Annotated in this window: 17 protein-coding genes; 6 read left to right on the top strand and 11 right to left on the bottom strand. The window is 66.7% G+C overall.

The features are described 5' to 3' along the window. Positions 1–20: 20 nt before the first annotated feature. The 4 genes from BLV72_RS47780 to BLV72_RS03930 form a co-directional block, all read right to left on the bottom strand. Positions 21–191 carry a hypothetical protein gene (locus BLV72_RS47780; RefSeq protein ID WP_167746306.1) on the bottom strand — a complete coding sequence of 57 codons (171 nt, stop codon included), beginning with the start codon at positions 189–191 and terminating at the stop codon, positions 21–23. A 25-nt stretch (positions 192–216) separates the two neighbouring features. Next, positions 217–975 (bottom strand): enoyl-CoA hydratase-related protein, encoded by a 759-nt coding sequence (locus BLV72_RS03940; RefSeq protein WP_093460307.1) that lies wholly within the window; start codon positions 973–975, stop codon positions 217–219. Between the two features lie 64 nt (positions 976–1039). Next, positions 1040–1453: a Zn-ribbon domain-containing OB-fold protein gene (locus BLV72_RS50995; RefSeq protein ID WP_093460306.1), complete on the bottom strand. Its 414-nt coding sequence runs from the start codon at positions 1451–1453 to the stop codon at positions 1040–1042. Then, the gene (locus tag BLV72_RS03930) at positions 1450–2622 is read right to left on the bottom strand and encodes a thiolase family protein (RefSeq protein ID WP_093460304.1); all 1173 of its coding nucleotides are present in this window, start codon (positions 2620–2622) and stop codon (positions 1450–1452) included. Before BLV72_RS03930 ends, BLV72_RS50995 begins: the two co-directional genes overlap by 4 nt. Positions 2623–2826: 204 nt before the next feature. Here BLV72_RS03930 and BLV72_RS03925 point away from each other — a divergent pair, with 204 nt between their 5' ends. The 3 genes from BLV72_RS03925 to BLV72_RS03915 all read left to right on the top strand — a co-directional run bounded on the left by BLV72_RS03925 (position 2827) and on the right by BLV72_RS03915 (position 6126). Continuing rightward, positions 2827–3786 carry a winged helix-turn-helix transcriptional regulator gene (locus BLV72_RS03925; RefSeq protein ID WP_093460303.1) on the top strand — a complete coding sequence of 320 codons (960 nt, stop codon included), beginning with the start codon at positions 2827–2829 and terminating at the stop codon, positions 3784–3786. Between the two features lie 73 nt (positions 3787–3859). Then, positions 3860–5035: an acyl-CoA dehydrogenase family protein gene (locus BLV72_RS03920; RefSeq protein WP_093460301.1), complete on the top strand. Its 1176-nt coding sequence runs from the start codon at positions 3860–3862 to the stop codon at positions 5033–5035. Then, the gene (locus BLV72_RS03915; RefSeq protein ID WP_093460300.1) at positions 5032–6126 is read left to right on the top strand and encodes a CaiB/BaiF CoA transferase family protein; all 1095 of its coding nucleotides are present in this window, start codon (positions 5032–5034) and stop codon (positions 6124–6126) included. Before BLV72_RS03920 ends, BLV72_RS03915 begins: the two co-directional genes overlap by 4 nt. Positions 6127–6641: 515 nt before the next feature. Here the strand turns inward: BLV72_RS03915 and BLV72_RS03910 are convergent. Beyond that, on the bottom strand, positions 6642–7955 hold the full coding sequence (locus tag BLV72_RS03910; RefSeq protein WP_208905528.1) for an MFS transporter: 1314 nt from the start codon (positions 7953–7955) through the stop codon (positions 6642–6644). Between the two features lie 163 nt (positions 7956–8118). After that, the gene (locus BLV72_RS03905) at positions 8119–9549 is read right to left on the bottom strand and encodes a class I adenylate-forming enzyme family protein (RefSeq protein ID WP_093460297.1); all 1431 of its coding nucleotides are present in this window, start codon (positions 9547–9549) and stop codon (positions 8119–8121) included. A gap of 982 nt (positions 9550–10531) precedes the next feature. Here BLV72_RS03905 and BLV72_RS03900 point away from each other — a divergent pair. Continuing rightward, positions 10532–11704 carry a thiolase family protein gene (locus tag BLV72_RS03900; protein ID WP_093460296.1) on the top strand — a complete coding sequence of 391 codons (1173 nt, stop codon included), beginning with the start codon at positions 10532–10534 and terminating at the stop codon, positions 11702–11704. A 405-nt stretch (positions 11705–12109) separates the two neighbouring features. Then, complete coding sequence (locus BLV72_RS03895; RefSeq protein WP_208905527.1) at positions 12110–13780, top strand: AMP-binding protein; 1671 nt, start codon at positions 12110–12112, stop codon at positions 13778–13780. A 372-nt stretch (positions 13781–14152) separates the two neighbouring features. Here the strand turns inward: BLV72_RS03895 and BLV72_RS51885 are convergent, their stop codons facing one another. The 3 genes from BLV72_RS51885 to BLV72_RS03880 form a co-directional block, all read right to left on the bottom strand. Continuing rightward, positions 14153–14410 (bottom strand): hypothetical protein, encoded by a 258-nt coding sequence (locus tag BLV72_RS51885; protein ID WP_483153938.1) that lies wholly within the window; start codon positions 14408–14410, stop codon positions 14153–14155. A 114-nt stretch (positions 14411–14524) separates the two neighbouring features. Further along, the gene (locus tag BLV72_RS49580) at positions 14525–14902 is read right to left on the bottom strand and encodes a helix-turn-helix domain-containing protein (protein ID WP_167746304.1); all 378 of its coding nucleotides are present in this window, start codon (positions 14900–14902) and stop codon (positions 14525–14527) included. Positions 14903–15127: 225 nt separating this feature from the next. Next, complete coding sequence (locus BLV72_RS03880) at positions 15128–15973, bottom strand: enoyl-CoA hydratase-related protein (protein WP_093460293.1); 846 nt, start codon at positions 15971–15973, stop codon at positions 15128–15130. Between the two features lie 203 nt (positions 15974–16176). Here BLV72_RS03880 and BLV72_RS03875 point away from each other — a divergent pair, with 203 nt between their 5' ends. Then, positions 16177–16470: a hypothetical protein gene (locus tag BLV72_RS03875; protein WP_093460291.1), complete on the top strand. Its 294-nt coding sequence runs from the start codon at positions 16177–16179 to the stop codon at positions 16468–16470. A gap of 439 nt (positions 16471–16909) precedes the next feature. Here the strand turns inward: BLV72_RS03875 and BLV72_RS03870 are convergent, their stop codons facing one another. Together BLV72_RS03870 and BLV72_RS03865 are read right to left on the bottom strand one after the other, a co-directional pair. Continuing rightward, the gene (locus BLV72_RS03870; protein WP_093460290.1) at positions 16910–18496 is read right to left on the bottom strand and encodes an MFS transporter; all 1587 of its coding nucleotides are present in this window, start codon (positions 18494–18496) and stop codon (positions 16910–16912) included. A 243-nt stretch (positions 18497–18739) separates the two neighbouring features. After that, positions 18740–19603: an SDR family NAD(P)-dependent oxidoreductase gene (locus BLV72_RS03865; protein WP_093460288.1), complete on the bottom strand. Its 864-nt coding sequence runs from the start codon at positions 19601–19603 to the stop codon at positions 18740–18742. Between the last annotated feature and the right edge of the window lie 119 nt (positions 19604–19722).

Below are 19722 nucleotides of genomic sequence, written 5' to 3'. Positions count from 1 at the left end.
CCTGTCCGATTCGCCGAGTTTCATCGAGCGAGATCGGTGAGCGAGTGTCCCGTGGTGCGGGTCGCGGTCGCCATGAACGCCGCCGCGAGCGGTATCACCGCGGCCGGCAGCCATCGGTCGAGCCGGGGTGATGGGTTGATCTGGAACTGTTGTCGCGCGTGGTACGGCGCGTCGGCGACAGCGTCGGACATCTCGCTCTTCCTCTTCGGGTGCTGTTTACTCGCCGGAGAATTCCGGTGTGCGCTTGTCCGTGAACGCCTTGACGCCCTCGCGGAAGTCGGCCGTGCCGAACATCAGCTGGTAGCCGCGGCGTTCCATGCGCAGGCCTGTCTCCAGCGAACCGTCGAGGCCGTGGCGGACGACCTCCTTCACCTGGCGGACTGCCAGCGGAGCCTTGGACGCGACCAGCTCGGCGAGTTCGAGTGCACGCGGTAGCGCATCGCCCTGCACCACCTCGGACACCAGGCCCATCCGCAATGCCTGCTCGGCGGTGGCAGGCAGGCCGGTCATCAGCATGTAGGAGGCGTTCAGCCGGCCGACCGCCCGGGGCAGCCGTTGGGTGCCGCCCGCACCGGGGATGAGTCCGAGGTTGACCTCCGGTTGGCCGAATTTGGCGCGTTCGGAGGCGATGACGAAGTCGCACTGGAGCGCGAACTCGCAGCCTCCGCCCAGGGCGTATCCGTTCACGGCGGCGATCACAGGCTTCGGGAAGTCGGCGATGGCGCTGGTCGTGTAGGCCTTGATGGCTCCGACGACGTCGCGCTCGGCCTGCTCCTGGATGTCCGCGCCGGCCGCGAACACCCTCTCGTTACCGGTCAGGACGACGACCCGGACATCGTCGTCGGCGGCGAGCGCCGTGAAGTGCTCGTGCAGCAGCTGCCGCACTTCGGTGTTGAGTGCGTTGCGTACCTCCGGTCGGTTGAATCGCACGATCGCGACGTCGGGACTGTGCCGCTCAAGCAGGACGACGGACATGGCTGACCTTTCTCTCCGGTCTGGCGGGTTCACCGGTTACTCCGGCCTGGCGGGGTTCGCCGGATCAGGCCGGCTCGAACGCCGGGTACTCGATCTCCTCGGACAGGTGCTCCCAGCACACCCGCACCGGCATCCCGATCCGCACCTCGTCGGGGTCGCAGTTGAGCACGCTGGCGAGGATGCGCACACCCTCGGGCAGCTCGACAAGGGCCACCACGTACGGGACGCGGTCCTCGTGACCGGGCCAGGCGCGCTGCGTGACGGTGAAGGTGTAGACCGTTCCTTCGCCGCGCACCTCGCGCCATTCCAGGTGTCGGCGGCCGGTGGACACGCTGACCGAGCGGGGGAACCACTGGGCCTGGCCGGTGTCGGTGCAGTACTGGAGCAGAAGCCGGTGCTCCTTGGCTGCCTTCCAGAAAGGCTGGGTGTCGGTGTAGCGGTTGATCTTCGGCAGAGGCCGGGAGGGCTGCTGGCTCATGACTGCTCCAGGATCAGTACGTTAGAAACGCCCCAGTTGCGGCCGTACGGGACCATCCCGATGCCTGTGACCAGTGCGTTGCGCGGATCGTCGACCTGCCGTTCGCCCGCTTCGCCGAACATCTGGCGCACCGCTTCCACCGCGTTCAGGCCACCGCCGGCCAGGCCGGGCTGGCCGGCCGAGATCTGGCCGCCCGAGGTGTTGAGCGGAAGCGTTCCGCGATAAGACAGGTCGGTGTCCAGAACGAATTTCGAGCCGCCGCCACGCTCACAGAAGCCGAGATGTTCCAGGGTGAGCAGGATGGCGATCAGGAAATCGTCATAGGGGTGAATCATCCGGATGTCGCTTGGCGAAAGGCCGGCCTGCGCGAAAGCCTTCGGTCCGGCCACTGTGAATCCGGACTCGGTGATATCGGCCAGCATGTCGGGGCCGTTGAAATTGCTGATCTCGCCGTATCCGGCCGGGTGTACCATCTTCCGGCAGCCGAGCTCCCGCGCCTTCTCCGTCGACGTGACGAGCAGCGCGTTGGCGCCGTCGCAGACCATGACGCTGTCCAGCATCCGCAGTGGCTTGGAGACGTAACGAGAGGTGAGGTAGTCCTCCTCCGTCAGTGGTTTGCGCAGCTTCTCGCACGCGTTGGGGTTGAGCATCCCGTGCGACCGCTGGGTCACCGCGAGCTTGGCCAGCGCCTCGTCGAGCAGCTCGTACTGGTGCTGGTAGCGCTGTGTCAGCAGCCCGAAGGCACCCACCGGGCCGTTGAGGCCGACGGGGTACTGGAACTCGAAGCGCTGTGCCCCCTGCTCGGTGCCCGGCCAGGACGACTGGGCATCGCTGGAGAGGACCAGCACGGTTTCGCACAGGCCGTCCCGGATGGCTGCCGCGGCCCTGGCCACACCGCCGATGGTTGACGCCCCGCCCAGGCCGTTGACCTGGGTCCACGTGGGCGAAAGGCCCAGGTGTTCGCACAGGTACACCGCCCAGAACGGGTTGGATGTCTCACTCATGGTCTCTGCGACGCAGATCCCGTCTATCTCCGACTTGTCGATTCCCGTATGGTCGAGAATTCCCTCGAATGCCTCTGCGGCGAGATCGTAGGAAGACCGCCCGGAGCGGAGGACCACAGGGGTCTCCGCATACCCGACAATGGCGATGTCTTTTCTTCCAGGCATATTTCAGGCCACCTCTCTGGTAACCCAGGAAAAGCGCTTCGCGTGACGCGCGGCGCTGTCACATATTGGTCCGCGATGAGCTCACGGTAACTTCTGTAGCGAGACTATATAGAAGCTAGTCTCGTTACGCTAGCCTCTCCGGTAGACTTCCTTCCGTCCTGATCCGCCGAGCGGCCGTGCTGCTCCCGCGAACGTGAGGAACAGATGACAGCTGACGCTTCCCGGGCCGGACCCCGGGTCCTGCGCTCCGCGGCGGCCGTCTCGCACACCGTCGAGACAGTCGGCGACGCCTGGTCGTGGCTGGTCCTGCGGGAAATGATCTTCGACGGCGTAAGCCGCTTCGACGAGTTGCAGCGAAGGCTGGGCATCGCACGTTCGACGCTCACCGCACGCCTCGCCCGGCTCACCGAGGGCGGCCTCGTTGTCAAGGACGCCCGTCCTGGCTCCCCCCACCCGCGCTACGGCTTGACCGAGCAGGGCTGGGACTTCTTCGGCTGCCTCATGACTGCGATGCGCTGGGGCGACCAATGGGCCGCGGGCGACGGCGGACGGCCGCTCACACTCTGTCATACAGGCTGCGGTGCTCGGCTCGACGCCGAACTGGCGTGCGCGGCCTGCCGCGAGCCGTTGCGTGCCCGGGAGGTGCAGGCGTTCCTGGTGGACGGTGCCGACGAGCCGTCGCCCGCCGCTCCCCGCCTGCGCTCGCGGACGCCCGAACTGTCACTGCTGGAGCGTCGGCGGCCGTGTTCCATTGCGCGGACGCAGAAGGTCATCGGCGACCGCTGGAGCTCGCTCGTGCTCCGCGCGGCCTTCCTCGGCATCCGCAGATTCGACGACTTCCGGCGCGAGCTGGGGATCGCCGAGAGCATCCTGTCCGGCCGGCTCAGCCGACTCACCGACCTCGGCGTGCTGACCCGCCGCGGCTACCAGGACAACCCGCCCCGGGACGAGTACCTGCTCACAGAGAAGGGACTCGCCCTCTACCCGATCTACCTGTCCATGCTGGCCTGGGGCGACCGCTGGCTCGCCCATCCCGGCGACGGGAGCATCGTGCTGGAGCACAAGCTCTGCGGCTGCAGTGTGGAACCCGTCCTCGTCTGCACCGCCTGCCGGGGCGAACTCACCCCGCAGGCCGTCACCCCACACACCACACCACCCCCCTGACGGATGCCCCGACCCGGGCAGCCGCAACTCCCCGCCCCCGCAATTCCCCGCCCCTGGAAGGTAGGACACGACCATGCAGCGCGCGATCTTCACCGAGGAACAACAAGTCTTCCGTGACATGGTCCGTGACTTCTTCACCCGCGAGATCGCGCCGCAGCAGTCTGCGTGGGAGCACGCGGGCGCGCCACCGGCCGACTTCTTCAAGCGTGTCGCCGAGCTGGGGATCATGGGTATCCAGATCCCGGAGGTCTACGGTGGCGCAGGCGAGTCGACCTACAAGTTCAACGCGATCGTCACCGAAGAGGCGGTGCGCGCCGGGCTGCAGATCGGCTCCCTGCGCACCCATCTCGACATGGCGCTCAGCTACCTGCTGGCATACGCCGACGCTGAACAGAAGCAGCGCTGGCTGCCCCGCTTCGTCGCCGGCGACCTCATCGCCGCGATCGCCATGACCGAGCCCGGCACCGGCTCCGATCTGGCCGGGGTGCGCACCACCGGGACACGAGCCGACGGCGGCTACGTGATCAACGGCTCCAAGACGTTCATCACCGGCGCGGTCAACGCCACTCACATCCTCACCGTGGTACGAACCTCGCCTCTCGAAGCGGACGGCGACCGCCGCTCCGGCCTGAGCCTCATCGCCGTGGAGACCGACCGTCCGGGCTACTCCCGCGGCCGGCTTCTGGAGAAGATAGGCATGAAGGCGCAGGACACTTCCGAGATCTTCTTCGACGACGTCTGGGTCCCAGAGGAGAACCTCCTCGGCGAGGAGGGCCGCGCGTTCGCCTACCTCAGCCACAACCTCGCCCAGGAACGGCTGTCGATCGCGGTCAACGCACAGGCAGCAGCCCGCTTCGCGCTCGACACGACCCTCGCCTACGTGCGCGGCCGCACCGTGTTCGGGCAGCCGCTGGCCGCCCTTCAGAACACCAAGTTCGAACTGGCCGATTGCGCCACCGATGTGGAGGCAGGTCAGGCGTTCGTCGACCGAGCCCTCGATGACCACGACGCCGGCGTCCTCGACCCCGCCGACGCCGCCAAGCTGAAGCTGTTCTGCACCCAGATGCAAGGCCGCGTCGTGGACCGGTGCCTGCAACTGCATGGAGGCTACGGCTACATGCTCGAATACCCCATCGCCCGCCTGTACACCGACGCCCGGGTCACCCGGATCTACGGCGGCAGCAGCGAGGTCCTGAAGTCCGTGATCAGCAAGTCCCTGCTTCGCGCCGCCGAGGCCGGGGAACAATGACGCCGGGACCGCTGAACGGACTCCGGGTCCTCGAACTGGCAGCGATCGGACCCGTTCCGCACGCCGCGATGATCCTGGCCGACCTGGGTGCCGACGTGCTGCGCGTCGAGCGGTCCGACACCGCAGGCCACCCTGGCATCGGTGACGAACTGCTGCTGCGCGGACGGCGAACGCTGCGCACCGACCTGAAGTCGATCGATGGGCGGGAACTCGCCCTGCGGTTGGCCACCAGGGCCGACGTGCTGCTCGAAGGAATGCGTCCGGGCGTCGCGGAGCGGCTCGGCATCGGCCCGGGGCACTGCCACGCCCGCAACCCCGCCCTGGTCTACGGCCGCGCCACCGGCTGGGGCCAGGACGGACCGCTCGCCGAGCGTGCCGGACACGACATCAACTACATCGCGCTGACCGGTGCGCTGCATGCGATCGGTCCGGCCGATGGTGGACCGGTGCCGCCGCTGAATCTGCTGGGAGACTTCGGCGGCGGGTCGCTCTTCCTGGTCGTGGGAGTCCTGGCCGCCCTGTGGGAGCGCGACCGCTGCGGTGAGGGGCAGACCGTGGACGCCGCCCTGGTCGACGGCACGAGTGTGCTGATGCAGATGATCTGGAGCCTGCGGGCCGCCGGAAGGTGGCAGGACTCACGGGGAGCCAACCGGCTCGATGGCGGTGCCCCCTTCTACGGCACCTACGCTTGCGCCGACGGCCGCTGGATCGCCGTCGGCGCGCTGGAACCCCAGTTCTACGCACAACTCCTGGAGGGCCTCGGCCTGGCCGACGCATCTCTGCCCAAGCAGTCGGACCCCACCGGCTGGCCGGCTCTGCGGGCGCGGTTCGCCGAGGCCTTCGCCTCTCGACCGCGGAGTGAGTGGCTGACGGTCTTCGCCGACACCGATGCGTGCGTCAGCCCGGTGCTCTCCCTGGCTGAGGTCACCGACGATCCGCATATCGCCGCCCGCTCCACCGTGGTCGATCGCGACGGGATCCAGCAAGCGGCCCCTGCCCCGCGCTTCTCCAGGGCCGCCCGGAGCGCAGCGCCGCCTGCGCCACCTGTCGCTGTGGATCCCGACACGGCGCTTGCCTCATGGCAAGCCTGAGCCGCGTTGCCCGCACGCTCGGTCCGTCTGCTCGACCTTCGGGCAAGTCCAGGCACACGGGCAGGCCCAAGCGCCTGCTGAATTTTTGCCCGTGTGAACCTTCTGGAAAATTGACGGTTCCGCACGGCCGGTCGTCGTACGCAGGACCTCGAAAAAATAAGAGAATTTACCAGCCAAGCCGTGCCCATCAAGAAGGTCATGTGATCGCATTAGAGGATGGTGTGCCGCTTTGGTGGTAGTGAACAAAGCAACGCCCGCCTTTCAGGCCCCAACAGCAGATCGTGCAAAGCCGACAGTGGTCGAGTTCAACCACGAGGAATTCGAGACCATCCGGGTCCTGAAGTATCCGGCTCGTTTCGAGAAGTCACCCGCTGCGGCCGGGGCGCGGGCCCTGAGAATCGGAGAACACGCTGCGAGATACGGCATGACTTGGCACCTGTCCCCACGGCGGCGGGCAGGTGCCAAGGACGAGCGTGGGATCGAGAGGCCGTCGCCGTAAGGGTCCCGCAGCAGGCTCAGCCGAGGACGCGGCTGGCATCACGCTCGGGGTTCACCGTGAGCAGGGCGATCAGGCTCGTCACGACGGCGGCGATACCGAACACCTTGAACGCCGAGGCATAGCCCTCGGCAGGGGAGGACGCGGCATCCACGATGACACCCGTCAGATAGGGCGCGACCAAGCCACCCAAGGACATCAGCGCCAGGAAAACTCCCAGCGTGCCCGCCAGCTGCCGGGGTGGGCAGAGCTGCGAGATCGCCGCGTTGAACAGGGGCATGATGACGGTGCCGAAGCCATAGCCCACGGACACCACCCCGACTGTCAGCCCGGGCGCGCCGATGTAGGGCAGAGTCGTCATCGCCAGGCCACAGATCAGCAAGCCGGTGCCGGGCAGCACACCCCGCAGCAGCCGGGAACTGGCCCCCCGGCTGAGCAGCCGGTCGCTGATGAAGGTGGACACGAGCAGCGCGGCCATGCTGGCGATGCTCGGGAACCCGAACATGGTGCCCGCCTCCAGCCTGCTGTAGCCGAGCCCGACCTCGAAGTACGACGGCAGAAAGGTCAGCACCACCGACACCAGGGCGTACACGGAGATCACCGCCACGGCGGCCCCGAGGAAGGTCGGCGTAAAGAAGATCTTGGTCCAGGGGACCGCGGGCTGCGGCTCTTCCCCTTCCGCCGTGCTCGCCGTGTCCGCCTGACCTCGCTCGCCGTACGGGCCTTCCTTCCAGGTGGCGAGCCACAACGCGCACCACGCCACACCGGCTACGGCCAGCGTGACAAGGGCGGCACGCCATCCCCAGGTGGCGACGACCACAGCGAGCGCCGGCGCGATCGCGATCTTGGCGATGGACACTCCCGAGGCGATCCAGGCACCGGGCAGGCCACGCTTCTTCGGCGCATGCCAGGAGTAGACCGCGGTGTGGACCAGGGCACTGGAGGGGCCCTCGGCCAAGCCCAACGCGAGCCGGCTCACCAGCAGGACGGTGAAGCTCGCCACCAGGACCATCGGCACCATGGTCGCCGCCCACGCCAGCGACAGCAGGACCAGGATCCAGCGCAATGTCACCCACTTGTTGAGCAGGCCGGCGAAGAACCCGCTGACGGTGAAGGTAAGGAAGAAGCCGCTGCCCACCAGGCCGATCTGCGAGGAGGTCAGACCCAGCTCATGGGCCAGGGGCTGGGCGACGAGCCCCAGAACCGCCTTGTCGGCCGCGTTGATGACATAGAGGAGCACCAGGATCATGGTCAGGCTCCAGGCCTGGACCCGCGACTCCTTTGGGCCATCAACGACTGATGTTTGTGTAGGTTTCACCTTGTCTATCGACACGTCGTCTCCCTCGATGACGCAGGGATGCACTCATCGCTGCGTACGCCGCTGTCTGGGTATTGGGACGGAACTGCATGGACGGCATGGACCACGCAGTCATAGATGAGCGCGCCCAGGCTGCGCCGCGGGTCACACGCGGTAGGTGAGCGGCGCGTCGGCCGGCTCAGTGCGTCGCTGTCAACAGCCGCTTGAGCACCTTGCCGGCGCTGTTGCGGGGCAGTTGGTCGACGAAGTGCACGTGGCGGGGCTTCTTGTAGCTGGCGATCCGCTGCCGACAGTGGTCGATGACGTCCTGCTCGATGAGGTGGTATCCGGGTGCGACCTCGATGTAAGCGGCCACCGACTCGCCGTAGACCTCGTCCGGGACGCCGACCACGGCAACGCCTTGTACCCCGGGCAGTTCCGCGACGACCAGTTCCACCTCACGCGAGTAGATGTTGAACCCGCCGGAAAGGATCATGTCCTTCTTGCGGTCCACCAGATGAAGGAAGTTCTCGTCGTCGAACCGGCCCAGATCGCCGGTGGCGACCCAGCCGTCCCGGATGGTCCGAGCGGTGTCCTCGGGGCGCCGGAAGTACTCCCGCATGGTCAGCCAGCGGCCCGGCGGACCACTTCGCACCCACAGCTCACCCACCTCGCCGGCCGGCACCTCGTGGAACTCGTTGTTCAGTAGCCGGACCTCCATGCCCGGCTGCACCCGGCCGACGGCACTCGGGTGGTCGAACTGTCCGGCGGGCCCCATGCTGGCGACCAGGCCCACTTCGGTCATGGCATAGTACGAGTGGATCTCCAAGTGAGGCAGTAGCTCCTGGAGCTGGCGCTTCAGCCCCAGGGGAAACGCCTCGCCTGTGGCCACGAAGGCCCTCAAGGAAGCGAACCGGGCCGGATCGCGTTCGATCTCCGGCAGCATCATGCGGGCGACCGTGGGCACCGTCGCCATGAAGGTCACGCGCTCGGACTCGATGAGGTCTGCGGTTCCCGTCGGGTCGAACTTCGGCGGGACCACGAGGGTGCAGCCGTGGCAGATCATGTTCATGACCCGGGCAAGGCCGGTGCGCTGCGCCAGCGGTGTGGTGACGAGTTGGCGGTCCTCTGCTGCCAGGTTCCACATCCGCCCGTTGAGGAATCCGTTGAGAACGATGTAGTTGGCCTGGGTGAGGACCGCCCCCTTCGGTTTTCCCGTGGTCCCCGAGGTGTACGAGATCACGCAGTCGTCGAAGTCCTGCGGCACCTCGGGCTGGACCGGGTCACCGGACTCGATCAGTTCCGCCACCTCTGCCGGCTCGCGGATCACCGCCGCCGGAGTGCAGTCGTCCAGAATGTACTCCACCTCGTCCGGCGCCAGTCGGAGGTTCACCGGCACCGCGACGAGCCCGGCCTTCACCACGGCCAGGAACGCCTCGACGAAGGCGGAGCCGTTCGGCAACGCGATCGCCACTCGGTCCCCCACGCGCAGCCCGCGCCGCCGCATGGCCGCTGCCGCTCGCGTGGTGGAGTCCTCAAGCTGGGCGAACGTCATCCGCCGCTCGCCGATGAGTGCGGTATGTACAGGGCGCTGGACCGCCTGCGCGGCAAGAAAAGTAGGCAGTTTCATGGCTCGCTCCGATTCCGGGCAAGATGTGCCTGAGCTCGTCGGAATGCCTCAAGGAAACGCTTAACTGCATGCCGTTGCGGGGCCCGGGTATCCGCCGGACAGCAGCGAGGTCTATGATCACCAACACGCCAACAGTAGCTTCTGTAGCGAGACTGTAGCGCCCTTGGGCTGGGTACGCCAGACTATGGAAACGGGGGATCCGAGCCGATCGGGGGTCTTCCGATTCCTGTCTCGTCCACCGTATTGCGGCGTTGTATATCCGGCAGTAGCCTGCGGAATTCGCGCACTTCCGCCCGCTGAGTATCAATGGAGCCGCCGTGCTGAAGAAGCCGCCGCACAGGAGGTCGTTGGTCGTTGCATTAGCAAATCAGAAAAACGCCCTTGCTTACTGTGCCGCGCGATTCCCGCGTGCTGTCCTGGGACGGTCGGTCGGCGCCAGGTGCCCTCGAGAGCCATGCGTCGCAAGTTCGACGATCCGCTCTCAAGGCGCAGGGCGAAGGGGAACTCGCGTTCACGCCGCAGCCACAGGAGGCTAAGGGTTCGGACGCGGATGAGCGCCACCACGCGCTGACCACCTCTCCCTGGGGCGAGCAGCAGACCCGCGGCCGCCATCCGGAGCCACCCTGAGGCGGGCCGCCGCCCGGCCGTGAAGCTCATCACATGCATGGGCTGTGGCAGGCTCTGTACTACGAAATACGTTATCGATCGTTAATCGATGCCCGACGCGGACCATCCGGCATGAGAGCGGGACACAGGACGCAGATCAGCGAGACTCCGCTGCTCGGCTGCTGCCGTAGGCGATCCGAGACTCGCGCGGCGCCCAGGTCCCGCGCCCGAACCACCTGAGCCGGCCCGTCGAGTACGCGCAGCCGGTCGAGTCGATCATCACCAACCCGATGCTCAACGGCGAGACCATCCGGTCTCAAGGCTCCATCCCTTGACCCCGACGAATCCCTCAAGTACGTGATCAGGAGTGCATCTCATGCGTGACGCAGTCATCGTCGACGCCGTTCGCACGGCCGTCGGTAAGGGCAAGCCGGGCGGTGCCCTGTCCGGCAGGCACCCGGTGGACCTGTCCGGTCATGTCCTCAGGGCGCTGGCAGAGCGCACAGGCCTCGACCCGGCCACAGTGGACGACGTGATCTGGGGGTGTGTGTCCCAGGTCGGCGAGCAGTCGTGCGACATCGGTCGCTACGCGGTGCTGGCGGCGGGCTGGCCGGAGCACGTGCCGGGTCTGACCGTCGACCGGCAATGCGGTTCCTCCCAGCAGGCGGTGCACCAGGCCGCCGCCGGTGTCATCGCGGGACAGTACGACATCGCCGTCGCCGGCGGCGTCGAGTTGATGTCCCGGATACCCATGGGCGCCCCCCGCGTCGGCGGCCAATTCGGCGAGCCGTACGGCCCGCAGGTCGCCGAGCGCTACGACAACTACGTCTTCAACCAGGGCATCGGCGCCGAGATGATCGCCGAGGAGTTCGACCTGAGTCGCGAGGAGCTGGACCAGCAAGCCCTCGACTCGCACGAGCGTGCCGCACGTGCGATCGACGAGGGCCGCTTCAAGAACCAGATCACTCCAGTCACCGTCACCGACACCGAGGGCAACAACCGGGTCTTCGACACCGACGAGGGCGTCCGCCGCGGCGGCACTCTGGAGGCGCTGGCAGGCCTGAAGACCCCGTTCAAGGAGGACGGCGTCATCTCCGCGGGCAACGCCTCGCAGATCTCCGACGGTTCGGCCGCGCTGCTCATCACCACGAGCGAGATCGCCGCACGCAACGGCTGGGTGCCGATCGCCCGCTTCCACACCGGCGTCGTCACCGGTGTCGACCCGATTACCATGCTCAAGGGCCCGATCCCGGCCACCGAAAAGGTTCTTAGGCGATCCGGGCTGACCCTCGGCGACATCGGCGCCTTCGAGATCAACGAGGCTTTCGCCTCAGTCTCGCTGAGCTGGCAGCGCGCCATCGGTGCGGACTACTCCCTGATGAACCCCAACGGTGGTGCCATTGCTCTCGGCCACCCGCTGGGCGCATCCGGCGCCCGACTGATGACCACTTTGGTGCACCACATGAAGGACAGCGGCATCCGCTACGGCCTGCAGTCGATGTGCGAAGGCGGAGGCATGGCCAACGCCACCGTCCTCGAACGCCTCTGAGCCCGCTGGACCAACCGGTTCTCAGTAAATGCCCGGGCCAGACCGCCAACGACGTGCCGAGCAGAAAGATTAGGAACAAACCATGGAAGAGACGTTGCCTTCGTGGCGGTAGCTGCCGCGTTTTCCATCCGCGCGCACGCGAGGAGATCGGTCCACGAGGGGGCTCGATCGGAGAGCCGCACGCGATTCCTGCGGATGTCCGCCAGGCGGGCGCAGGCGGAGATCGCGGTACAGGTCCACGGCGGTGACTTCCGCCGGAGGCGATGCTGCAGATGCTCGGCTCTGACGGTGACGGCTCCGAGTCGGCTGGTGCGCCGGAGGAGTACGTGTCGTTCCCGAGCCGTGCACGACCGGCAACCGCGGCCAGGCCGGCTGTTCCGTAGCAATGCAGCTTTGCGGTCGAGCGTGGCCGCTACGGCATCACCGCAATTCGGTGGCGTCTGGACCCATCGCCGCCGCCATGACTGGCAGCCACCGGCGGAGCTGAAGATGATGAAGGGACACATCATGGGACCCTACCTGCCAGACGCAGTACGTCACCACGCCGCGGAACGCCCCGAGGCACCGGCCGTCTCGGAGGGCGAACTGACCCTGACCTACGCCGACTTGCACTCACGTAGTAACCGGATCGCTCAAGCGCTCCTGGCCGAGGGACTCAAGACGGGCTCTCACGTCGGCTATCTGGTGCGGCCCGGCCTGATGTCGGCGGAGCTGCTGGTTGCCTGCGCCAAATCGGGACTGGTCGCGACGCCCTTGAACTGGCGCCTGGGCGACCCAGAGTTGACCGATGTCGCGCTCGACGCGGAACTAGAGGCCGTCATCACGCAGGAGGAGTTCTTGCCCAGGGCCCGCGCCATCCGCGACGCGTACCGCGTGCTGCCCCTGATCAGCGGCGGAGAGCCCGTGGGTGGGGAGCGCACGTACGAATCCTGGCTGGGTGCGATGCCGGACCGTGACCCCGGGCTCGGCACCAAGGGCTGCGGTGACACCGTCTTCCTGCAGCTGTACACCTCGGGCACCACCGGACTGCCCAAGGGGGTACAGCTCACGCTCCGCAATCTTGACATGGGTGAGTATTTCCAGCGGGAGGTGGGCTGGAGCGAGCGGTGCGTCAGCCTGAACGCCATGCCGGGCTTCCACATCGCAGGAAAGGGCTGGCTGGTACAAGCGCTGGTCGCCGGCGCCCACACGATCATGATGCCCAACCTGACCCCGGAGGGGGCTGTCGACGTGATGGAGAAGGAGCGAGTCACCCATGCGCTCTTCGTCCCGGCCGTGCTGCACATGCTTACCACCGTGGAGGACGTCGGCGAGCGGGACTTCTCCGCGCTGCAATTGATCTCCTACGGCGGCTCACCGATCGCCCCGGCGGCGCTGCTGCGGTCCATGGAGATCTTCGGCTGCGACTTCTGCCAGAGGTACGGCCAAACGGAGACGGCAGCGTCTGTCACCCGTCTGCTCCCCGCCGACCACGACCCGGACGGGTCTCGGGCTCATCTACTTCATTCGGCGGGCAACGCCTGGCCTGACGTGGAAGTTGCCGTCGCCGACCCTGTCACTGGCCAATTCAAGCCTCCCGGCGCGGTGGGGGAGATCTACACACGCTCCCACCACCTCACTCCTGGCTATTGGAAGCGCCCGGACGAGAACAACCGCCTGTTCACCAAGGACGGCTGGCTGAAGACGGGTGACGCGGGTTACCTTGACGAGGAGGGCTACCTTTTCATCACGGACCGAATCAAGGACATGGTGATCACGGGAGGCGAGAACGTGTATCCGATCGAGGTGGAATCCGTACTCGCCGAACACCCGGCGGTCTCTGAAGTCGCGGTATTCGGAACCCCTGACGAGAAGTGGGGCGAGGTGGTCACGGCAGCCGTCGTTCTCAAGGCCGGCGCGAGTGACATCACGTCAGACGAACTGATCGACTTCACGCGCCAGAGGATCGCCTCGTACAAGAAGCCGCGCATCGTCCACTTCGTCGACGAGTTGCCGCGCAACCCCAGCGGCAAGATCCTCAAGCGGGTGCTGCGGGATTCCGTCGGCCGCGGCGCACGCCCGATTTCCCGGTGCTGAAAGGCAAGGCCCCGCGGCTGTCCGTTGGTTCAGCCAGGAGGCGTAGTCGGGGGTGTGGGCCCTTTGGACCATCACCGGTTCTGAAACGCCGTGTCAGCCGGTCGATGGATGCCTGGCGGCGGCGGGAGGAGCCTTTGTCGACGATCCAGAAAACGCGTTTGGCACTGGCGTAGGGTTCCTGGCTCATGAACCTGGGTGACCAGGTTCACGAACGGGTCCATGCCGGTGGGGGGTGGTTCCGTGCGGCCGAACGCGCTTGCGTCGGCGACGGCCGGCCCCCGCACCGCGGGGGCCGGCACGAACATTGCCCTCCGGCGGACGGCGGAACGGCGGCTCAGACGACGCTTCGGCCTCCGGCGAGCACGGCGAGCATCAGTGCGCGCAGCTCGGAGGCGAGTTCAGGTCGAGACATGAACCGCCGGGTCCGCGCGAGGTCATTGGCGATGGCAAAAGCAGCATGGACGCGGATACGAGCTGCCTTCTCCGTCCCGTCCGGCAGTACAGCTGCACCACGTCGGCCCAGCGCCGGGCGTAGGCACGCTGGAACCGGCGCGCTTCGGCCACGCGGCGGTCAGGGAGGTTGTGGCCCTCGGACAAGTACGCAGCGAGGAGATCGCGGCAGTCCAGCACCGTGCCGACATAGGAGTTCACCAGCGACTCAAGGGTTTGCCGGGCGGATTGGTCCGCGGCGTGTGCCCGTGCGGGGGTCTGCCGCGGCCTCTCACCGATCCGGTCTGCCGCTGTCTAAAGAAGCTCCACCTTGTTGGTGAAGTGGTTGTAGATGTTCGGGCCTGCGATGCCGGCCGCCGCGCCGATCTCCTCCAACGTCACTGTGTGGTAACCCCGGTCCCAGAACAGCCGCGCCGCCACCGCCAGCAGCTGTTCCCGGCGGGTGTCCAACACCGACAGCTCTCCGCCGGACGTTCTGGGCAGGGCATCCACCAGTGGCACTGCCAGCACACCAGCCGTCGCCAAGTCCATGACGACCCGTACCAGCAACTGCTCGAAGGCCGCTTGCGGCAGCCGTACTCGGTGATCGGAAACACTACCGATGACGCTGAGCGCTCCCCAGGAGAGCAGCTCGGCGTCCGACGTCGTCAGTTCGGGTCGGAGGCAGCGCAATTCGCCGATGAGCGGAGCCGCACGCGCCTCATCATCGCGGCGCTCACGGCGGCATCCCCTTGGCCGAGGTGCCGCCGTTCCCGACGCCATAGAACCCCGAATCGGGCATCGCGACCACGAACGCGGCCATTTCCTGGTTACAGGCCGCCCAGCCGCTCGCCCTGATCCGGTCCGCAGCCGGTCTCCGGGTCGCCAAGCTGTGACTCGACGATCTCGTCTGTGGGGTCACCCTTCGCTCACCCAGGGCAGATACTCCGGCAATCCCTCGCTCACCGCGGCCGGGAACTTGGGCGCCCGCTTCTCCAAGAACGACGCGACGCCTTCTGCCGCGTCCGGCTTCCGGGTGAGATCCGCCACCAGAAGAGTGTCCAGTTCGTACGAGGAGCCGGGAGAATTCAACGCCGACATGCGGTAGACCATCTGCCGGGCGATCGCGACAGCCACCGGCGCCGTGTGCTTGATGATCTCGGACGCCAGGTCGTACGCGGCGTCGAGGAGCGCATCCGGCTCGTGCAGGCTGCGCATCAGCCCGGCTTCCAAAGCCTCCTGCGCACCGAATACCCGGCCTGTGATCAGCCAGTCCAGTGCCGTGGGGAGTCCGACCAGACGCGGCAGGAACCAACTCGACCCGCCCTCCGGCACGATCCCCCGGCGGGTGAACGGGAAGCCGAGCCTGCAGTTGGTGGCAGCCAGTCGGAAGTCGGCGGCAAGCGGCACGGTCGCACCGGCGCCCACCGCAGCGCCATTGATCGCCGCGATGACCGGCTTGCTCATGGCGAAGATCCGAGACGACACCGCGCTTGCGGGCTCGAGATCGAGCGGGGGGAAATCATCGCCGCCGGGACCGCTGACGCCGAAGCCGCCGGACAGATCGGCTCCCACGCAGAAGTCGCGCCCGGCACCGGTGAGGACGACGACGCGTACGTCCTCTTCCGCGTCCGCCCGGCCGAAGGCGTCTCGCAGTTCCTGGGCCATGCGCCGGCTGTACCCGTTGCGGGTCTCAGGTCGATCGAGAGTGATGGTTGCAACGCTGTCGGCCACGGCATAGCTGATCTGTTGATATGAGCCCATCTCGCCTCAGCTCTTGAATCAGTGATAGCCCTCATCGTGTAACAGTCAAGCCCTTAACAGCAAGGCATATCTCCGTAAAAATTAATGCTCATTAGTTAAAGGCCTCACCTGCTGCACGCCTACTCCGTATTCACCTGACACTCCCTCAGGGTAACGTTTACGCGGTTTCTCGGCGCGGCGAGGCGCCGACGGCGGCAGGAGCGGTGACGGGCACGGTCTCCTGCCCCGGCGACCGGAATCAGGACAGGTGCGGAGGCGTCCGCCAGTACGACGGCGGCACAGTCGGCTTTTTCGCCCGTGCCCGTGAGCTCGCCGAGAAGTACGGCGACCGCTTCACGCCGCCGACGTCTTTGGTTGAAAGGGTGAAATCGAGGGCGAGGCGGACGGATCGCGAACAACTCCCTGGCCCGTCCGGAGCGGTGTTCTCGGTAAGCGAGGAACGCGCCGTCGCCTTCGCCCGCCGCCTTCCGGCGCAGCTCCGGGGGAAACGGCCGTGAACTGGGCGTCCACGGAGGAATTCCTCCAGTCGAAAGCATTGCAGCTCCCAGGATCGGTGCCCAACTGAAAGTACGGCGCCATGAACGAATCCGATCACCCCGCCGCGCGGGTTTCCTTTCCGAGATCTGGGACTCGCTGGGAGGGGAGAAGGAAGCGCTGACCGGGTGCGCTTTGAAGAACACGGTGCATTGCGGTCGCCGTTCGCGGTGACCGACCTGGCCACGGCGTCGTTCGCCGCAGTCGGGCTGGCCCTCAGCAACCCCCTCGCCACGGTCGGCACTGGGGGACCGCGGGTAAGAGTGGACCGGATTCTTGCCAGCAAATGGTTCGATCTGCCGTCGGCCCAGTTCCGTGACCTCCACGCGAAGACGCCCTCTCCGGCGTGTGCACCGCGACCTCCGTGTCCGAAGGTACCCGCGCGGTGCCGTAGAACCTCAGTTACTTTGCTGATTTCGTGCGCAGTCCCAGGAGGCATGAAACGACCCCGCCGATCGCCACGACGAACATGGCCGCGCAGGTGAGCCGGTAGCCCTTGAGGATCCGCTCCAGATCCACGGCGGTGAGTGTCGAGGTGTCTCCGGCGAAGAACGCCGCAGAAGCCGTCGCTGCGAGACCCGAGCCGACCAGCGTCAGGGCCATGGCAGTGGCTATGGCGATGCCTGTCGTACCGAACATGATCCGCATTCCGTTCACGCTCCCGATGTGGGATGCCGGTGCGGATTTGACGATGAGGGTCGAGTTGATCGGGAGGAAGACACCGTGGCTGAGCCCGAGGATCGAGAGGGCGACCGGGATGAGGGCCGACGCGTGCTCGATGCTGAAGGCCAGATAGAGGACCGCAACACCGGCGGCAGTCGCCACGCTGACGATGAGCGCCACGACTCGCTCGTCGAGCAGGCGCGTGCACCAGTCGGACACCAGCGATCCCACGGTGTAGGCGACTGCGACGGGAAGTGTCCCGACACTGGCGACGAGGGGCGAGTCTCCTTCGACGCCCTGGTAGTAGAGGCCCACGACAGTCGTCAACGCCAGTCGCGGCATCATGCTGAAGAAGCCCGCCGCCATGGACGTGGAGAACAACCGGTCCCGGAACAGCACAGGGTCGATGGCCGGGTTGGGGGAGCGACGCCTCATGACGACGAACAGGGGAAGCAAGGCGGTCGGCGCCACGATCCCCACCATGACTGCCGGGCTCCGCCATCCCAGGTCTCCGGCTACTGACACGGTGGCCAGGAACGCGCCGAGCCCGACGAAGATGACACTGTGCCCGAACAGGTCGAATCGGCCGGTGCTCCTCGGGCGGGCCGGGAGGTGGCGCAGACTGCGCCGCCCCCAGACCAGGCCCACGAGGCCGACGGGAACGTTGATCCAGAAAAGCCACCGCCAGCCGAGCGACGTCGCGACAATGCCGCCGAGCGAGGGACCCGCTATCTGTGCGACGGCGAAACCGGACATGTAGATGCCCATGGCCCTGGCCAGCTCAGCGGGCGGAAAGACCGTGGCGATGATCGCGGCGGCGTTGCACAGCAGGGCCGCCGCGCCGGTGGCCTGGAGTACTCGCAGTCCGATCAGGACCTGGATGTCGGGTGCGAGCCCCAGCAGAAGGCTGCTGATCGTGAAGGCCGCCAGCCCGGCTAGGAACATGGTCCTCCGGTCGATCCGGTCGGCGATCTGCCCAAGGGCAACCAGCAGAGACGTATTGGCGAGCAGGTAGGACAGCAGGATCCAACTCGACTCGGTCGAGGAGGCGTTGAAGTGATCCACGACCACGGGCAGTGCGATGTTCAATGTGGTGGTGTTGAGAGACAACATCACCGTCGCGATGAGTACCAGGACCAGCAGACCCCATGCCTTTCGCCGGTCTCCATCCGGGTTGGCGCCGTGCGAGGCGTTCGCTTCGGCTTGGGGTTCCGGAACCGTCTGGTCACGGTGCAGGTCGGATGGCATGGGATTGGTCAGGCTCCTCGGTTCGTGGTTCACGGTCGCGCCCTGGGCACCGGCCCGCGAACGGGACTGGTCCGCCATGCGAAACGGATCCGCCAGACAGCACTGATCTGGACGGCTCCCCGGTTATACCGAGCTCCGCGGCCACCCCCGCATTTGTGTGGTTGCCATCTGCGGCTTGGTACAACGCGATGGCGTCCTTCCGAATCTCCTGCGGATGCGGAGTCCGACGCCACTACTTGGACTCCCTTCCTGGACCTTGATGGTCCACAGGGGTGTCGACTCCGCAGGATCAGCTTCGGGAGTGGTTGCCACCGTTTCGAGCTATTGCATACCGGCGACTGGGCAGGCGCTCACGTCCGCCGGGGTGTCATGGGCATGGCCGTCTGGAGCGTCGACGATGGGGAGTTCCTGAATGTCGATCATGAGGTTTCGCGCGTGCTCCATCGCGAATGCCCGGCTGTGCGGGTTGGTGGCGATAACCCTGGTGCCCGCCAGCAGGCCGTCAAAGGCCCGCGAGGCCACCTCCGCGGGTTCCTGCGCGTAGGGCATGATCGCCGCTGCTGTCTTCGGATCCGAGTGGACCCGGGCCCGGACCTTCTCGGTGAGGGTCCAGCCGGGGGCGAGCATTGAGACGCCGATCCCCGAGGGGCCGAGGTCGCGGTGTGCAGTCATCGTCAGTCCGAGGACGGCGTACTTGCTTGCCGTGTAGATGCTGATCGGCTCGACGTGCGGCGGGACTCCCAGCGAGTGTTCGGATCCCGTGTTCAGCAGGTAGGCGGGGTGGCCCGCCGCGGCGGCCTTGTGCAGGGCCGGGGCGAAGGCGTGGATTACGTGGAAGGCGCCCTCCACGTTGACTCGCAGGACGCGGTGAGCGGCTTCTGGCTCCACCTCCTGTAGGCGGCCGAGTGCTGCCGTGCCTGCGTTGTTGCACACGACGTTGACGCCACCGAAGTGTTCAACCGTCTCCGTTACGCCCCGCTGGACGTCGGCCGCATCGCACACGTCTGCGATCGTCGACTCGACGATGGCGCCCTCCCGGCGCAGAGCGGCGACCGTTTCCCCGGCGTCGGTGACGTCCACGATCATCACTCGGGCACCGCGCCGCACTGCCTCGCGGACCAGTGCAAGGCCGACTCCCGTGGCACCGCCGGTTACCACGACCACCGCATCGTTGAGATTCGTCATGCCTTCCTCTCCGTCGGGGCGGATCGCCCGTGATCCCCATCTCTTCGTGCCCTCCGTCGGGCAGGTTTGTATGACGGTATCCAGTACACGGTAATCTCGTCAATCAAAAAATTGAGCTC

Origin of the sequence: Streptomyces melanosporofaciens (assembly GCF_900105695.1) — a bacterium.
GTDB lineage: Bacteria > Actinomycetota > Actinomycetes > Streptomycetales > Streptomycetaceae > Streptomyces > Streptomyces antimycoticus.
This window is presented reverse-complemented; position numbering and strand designations above follow the sequence as displayed.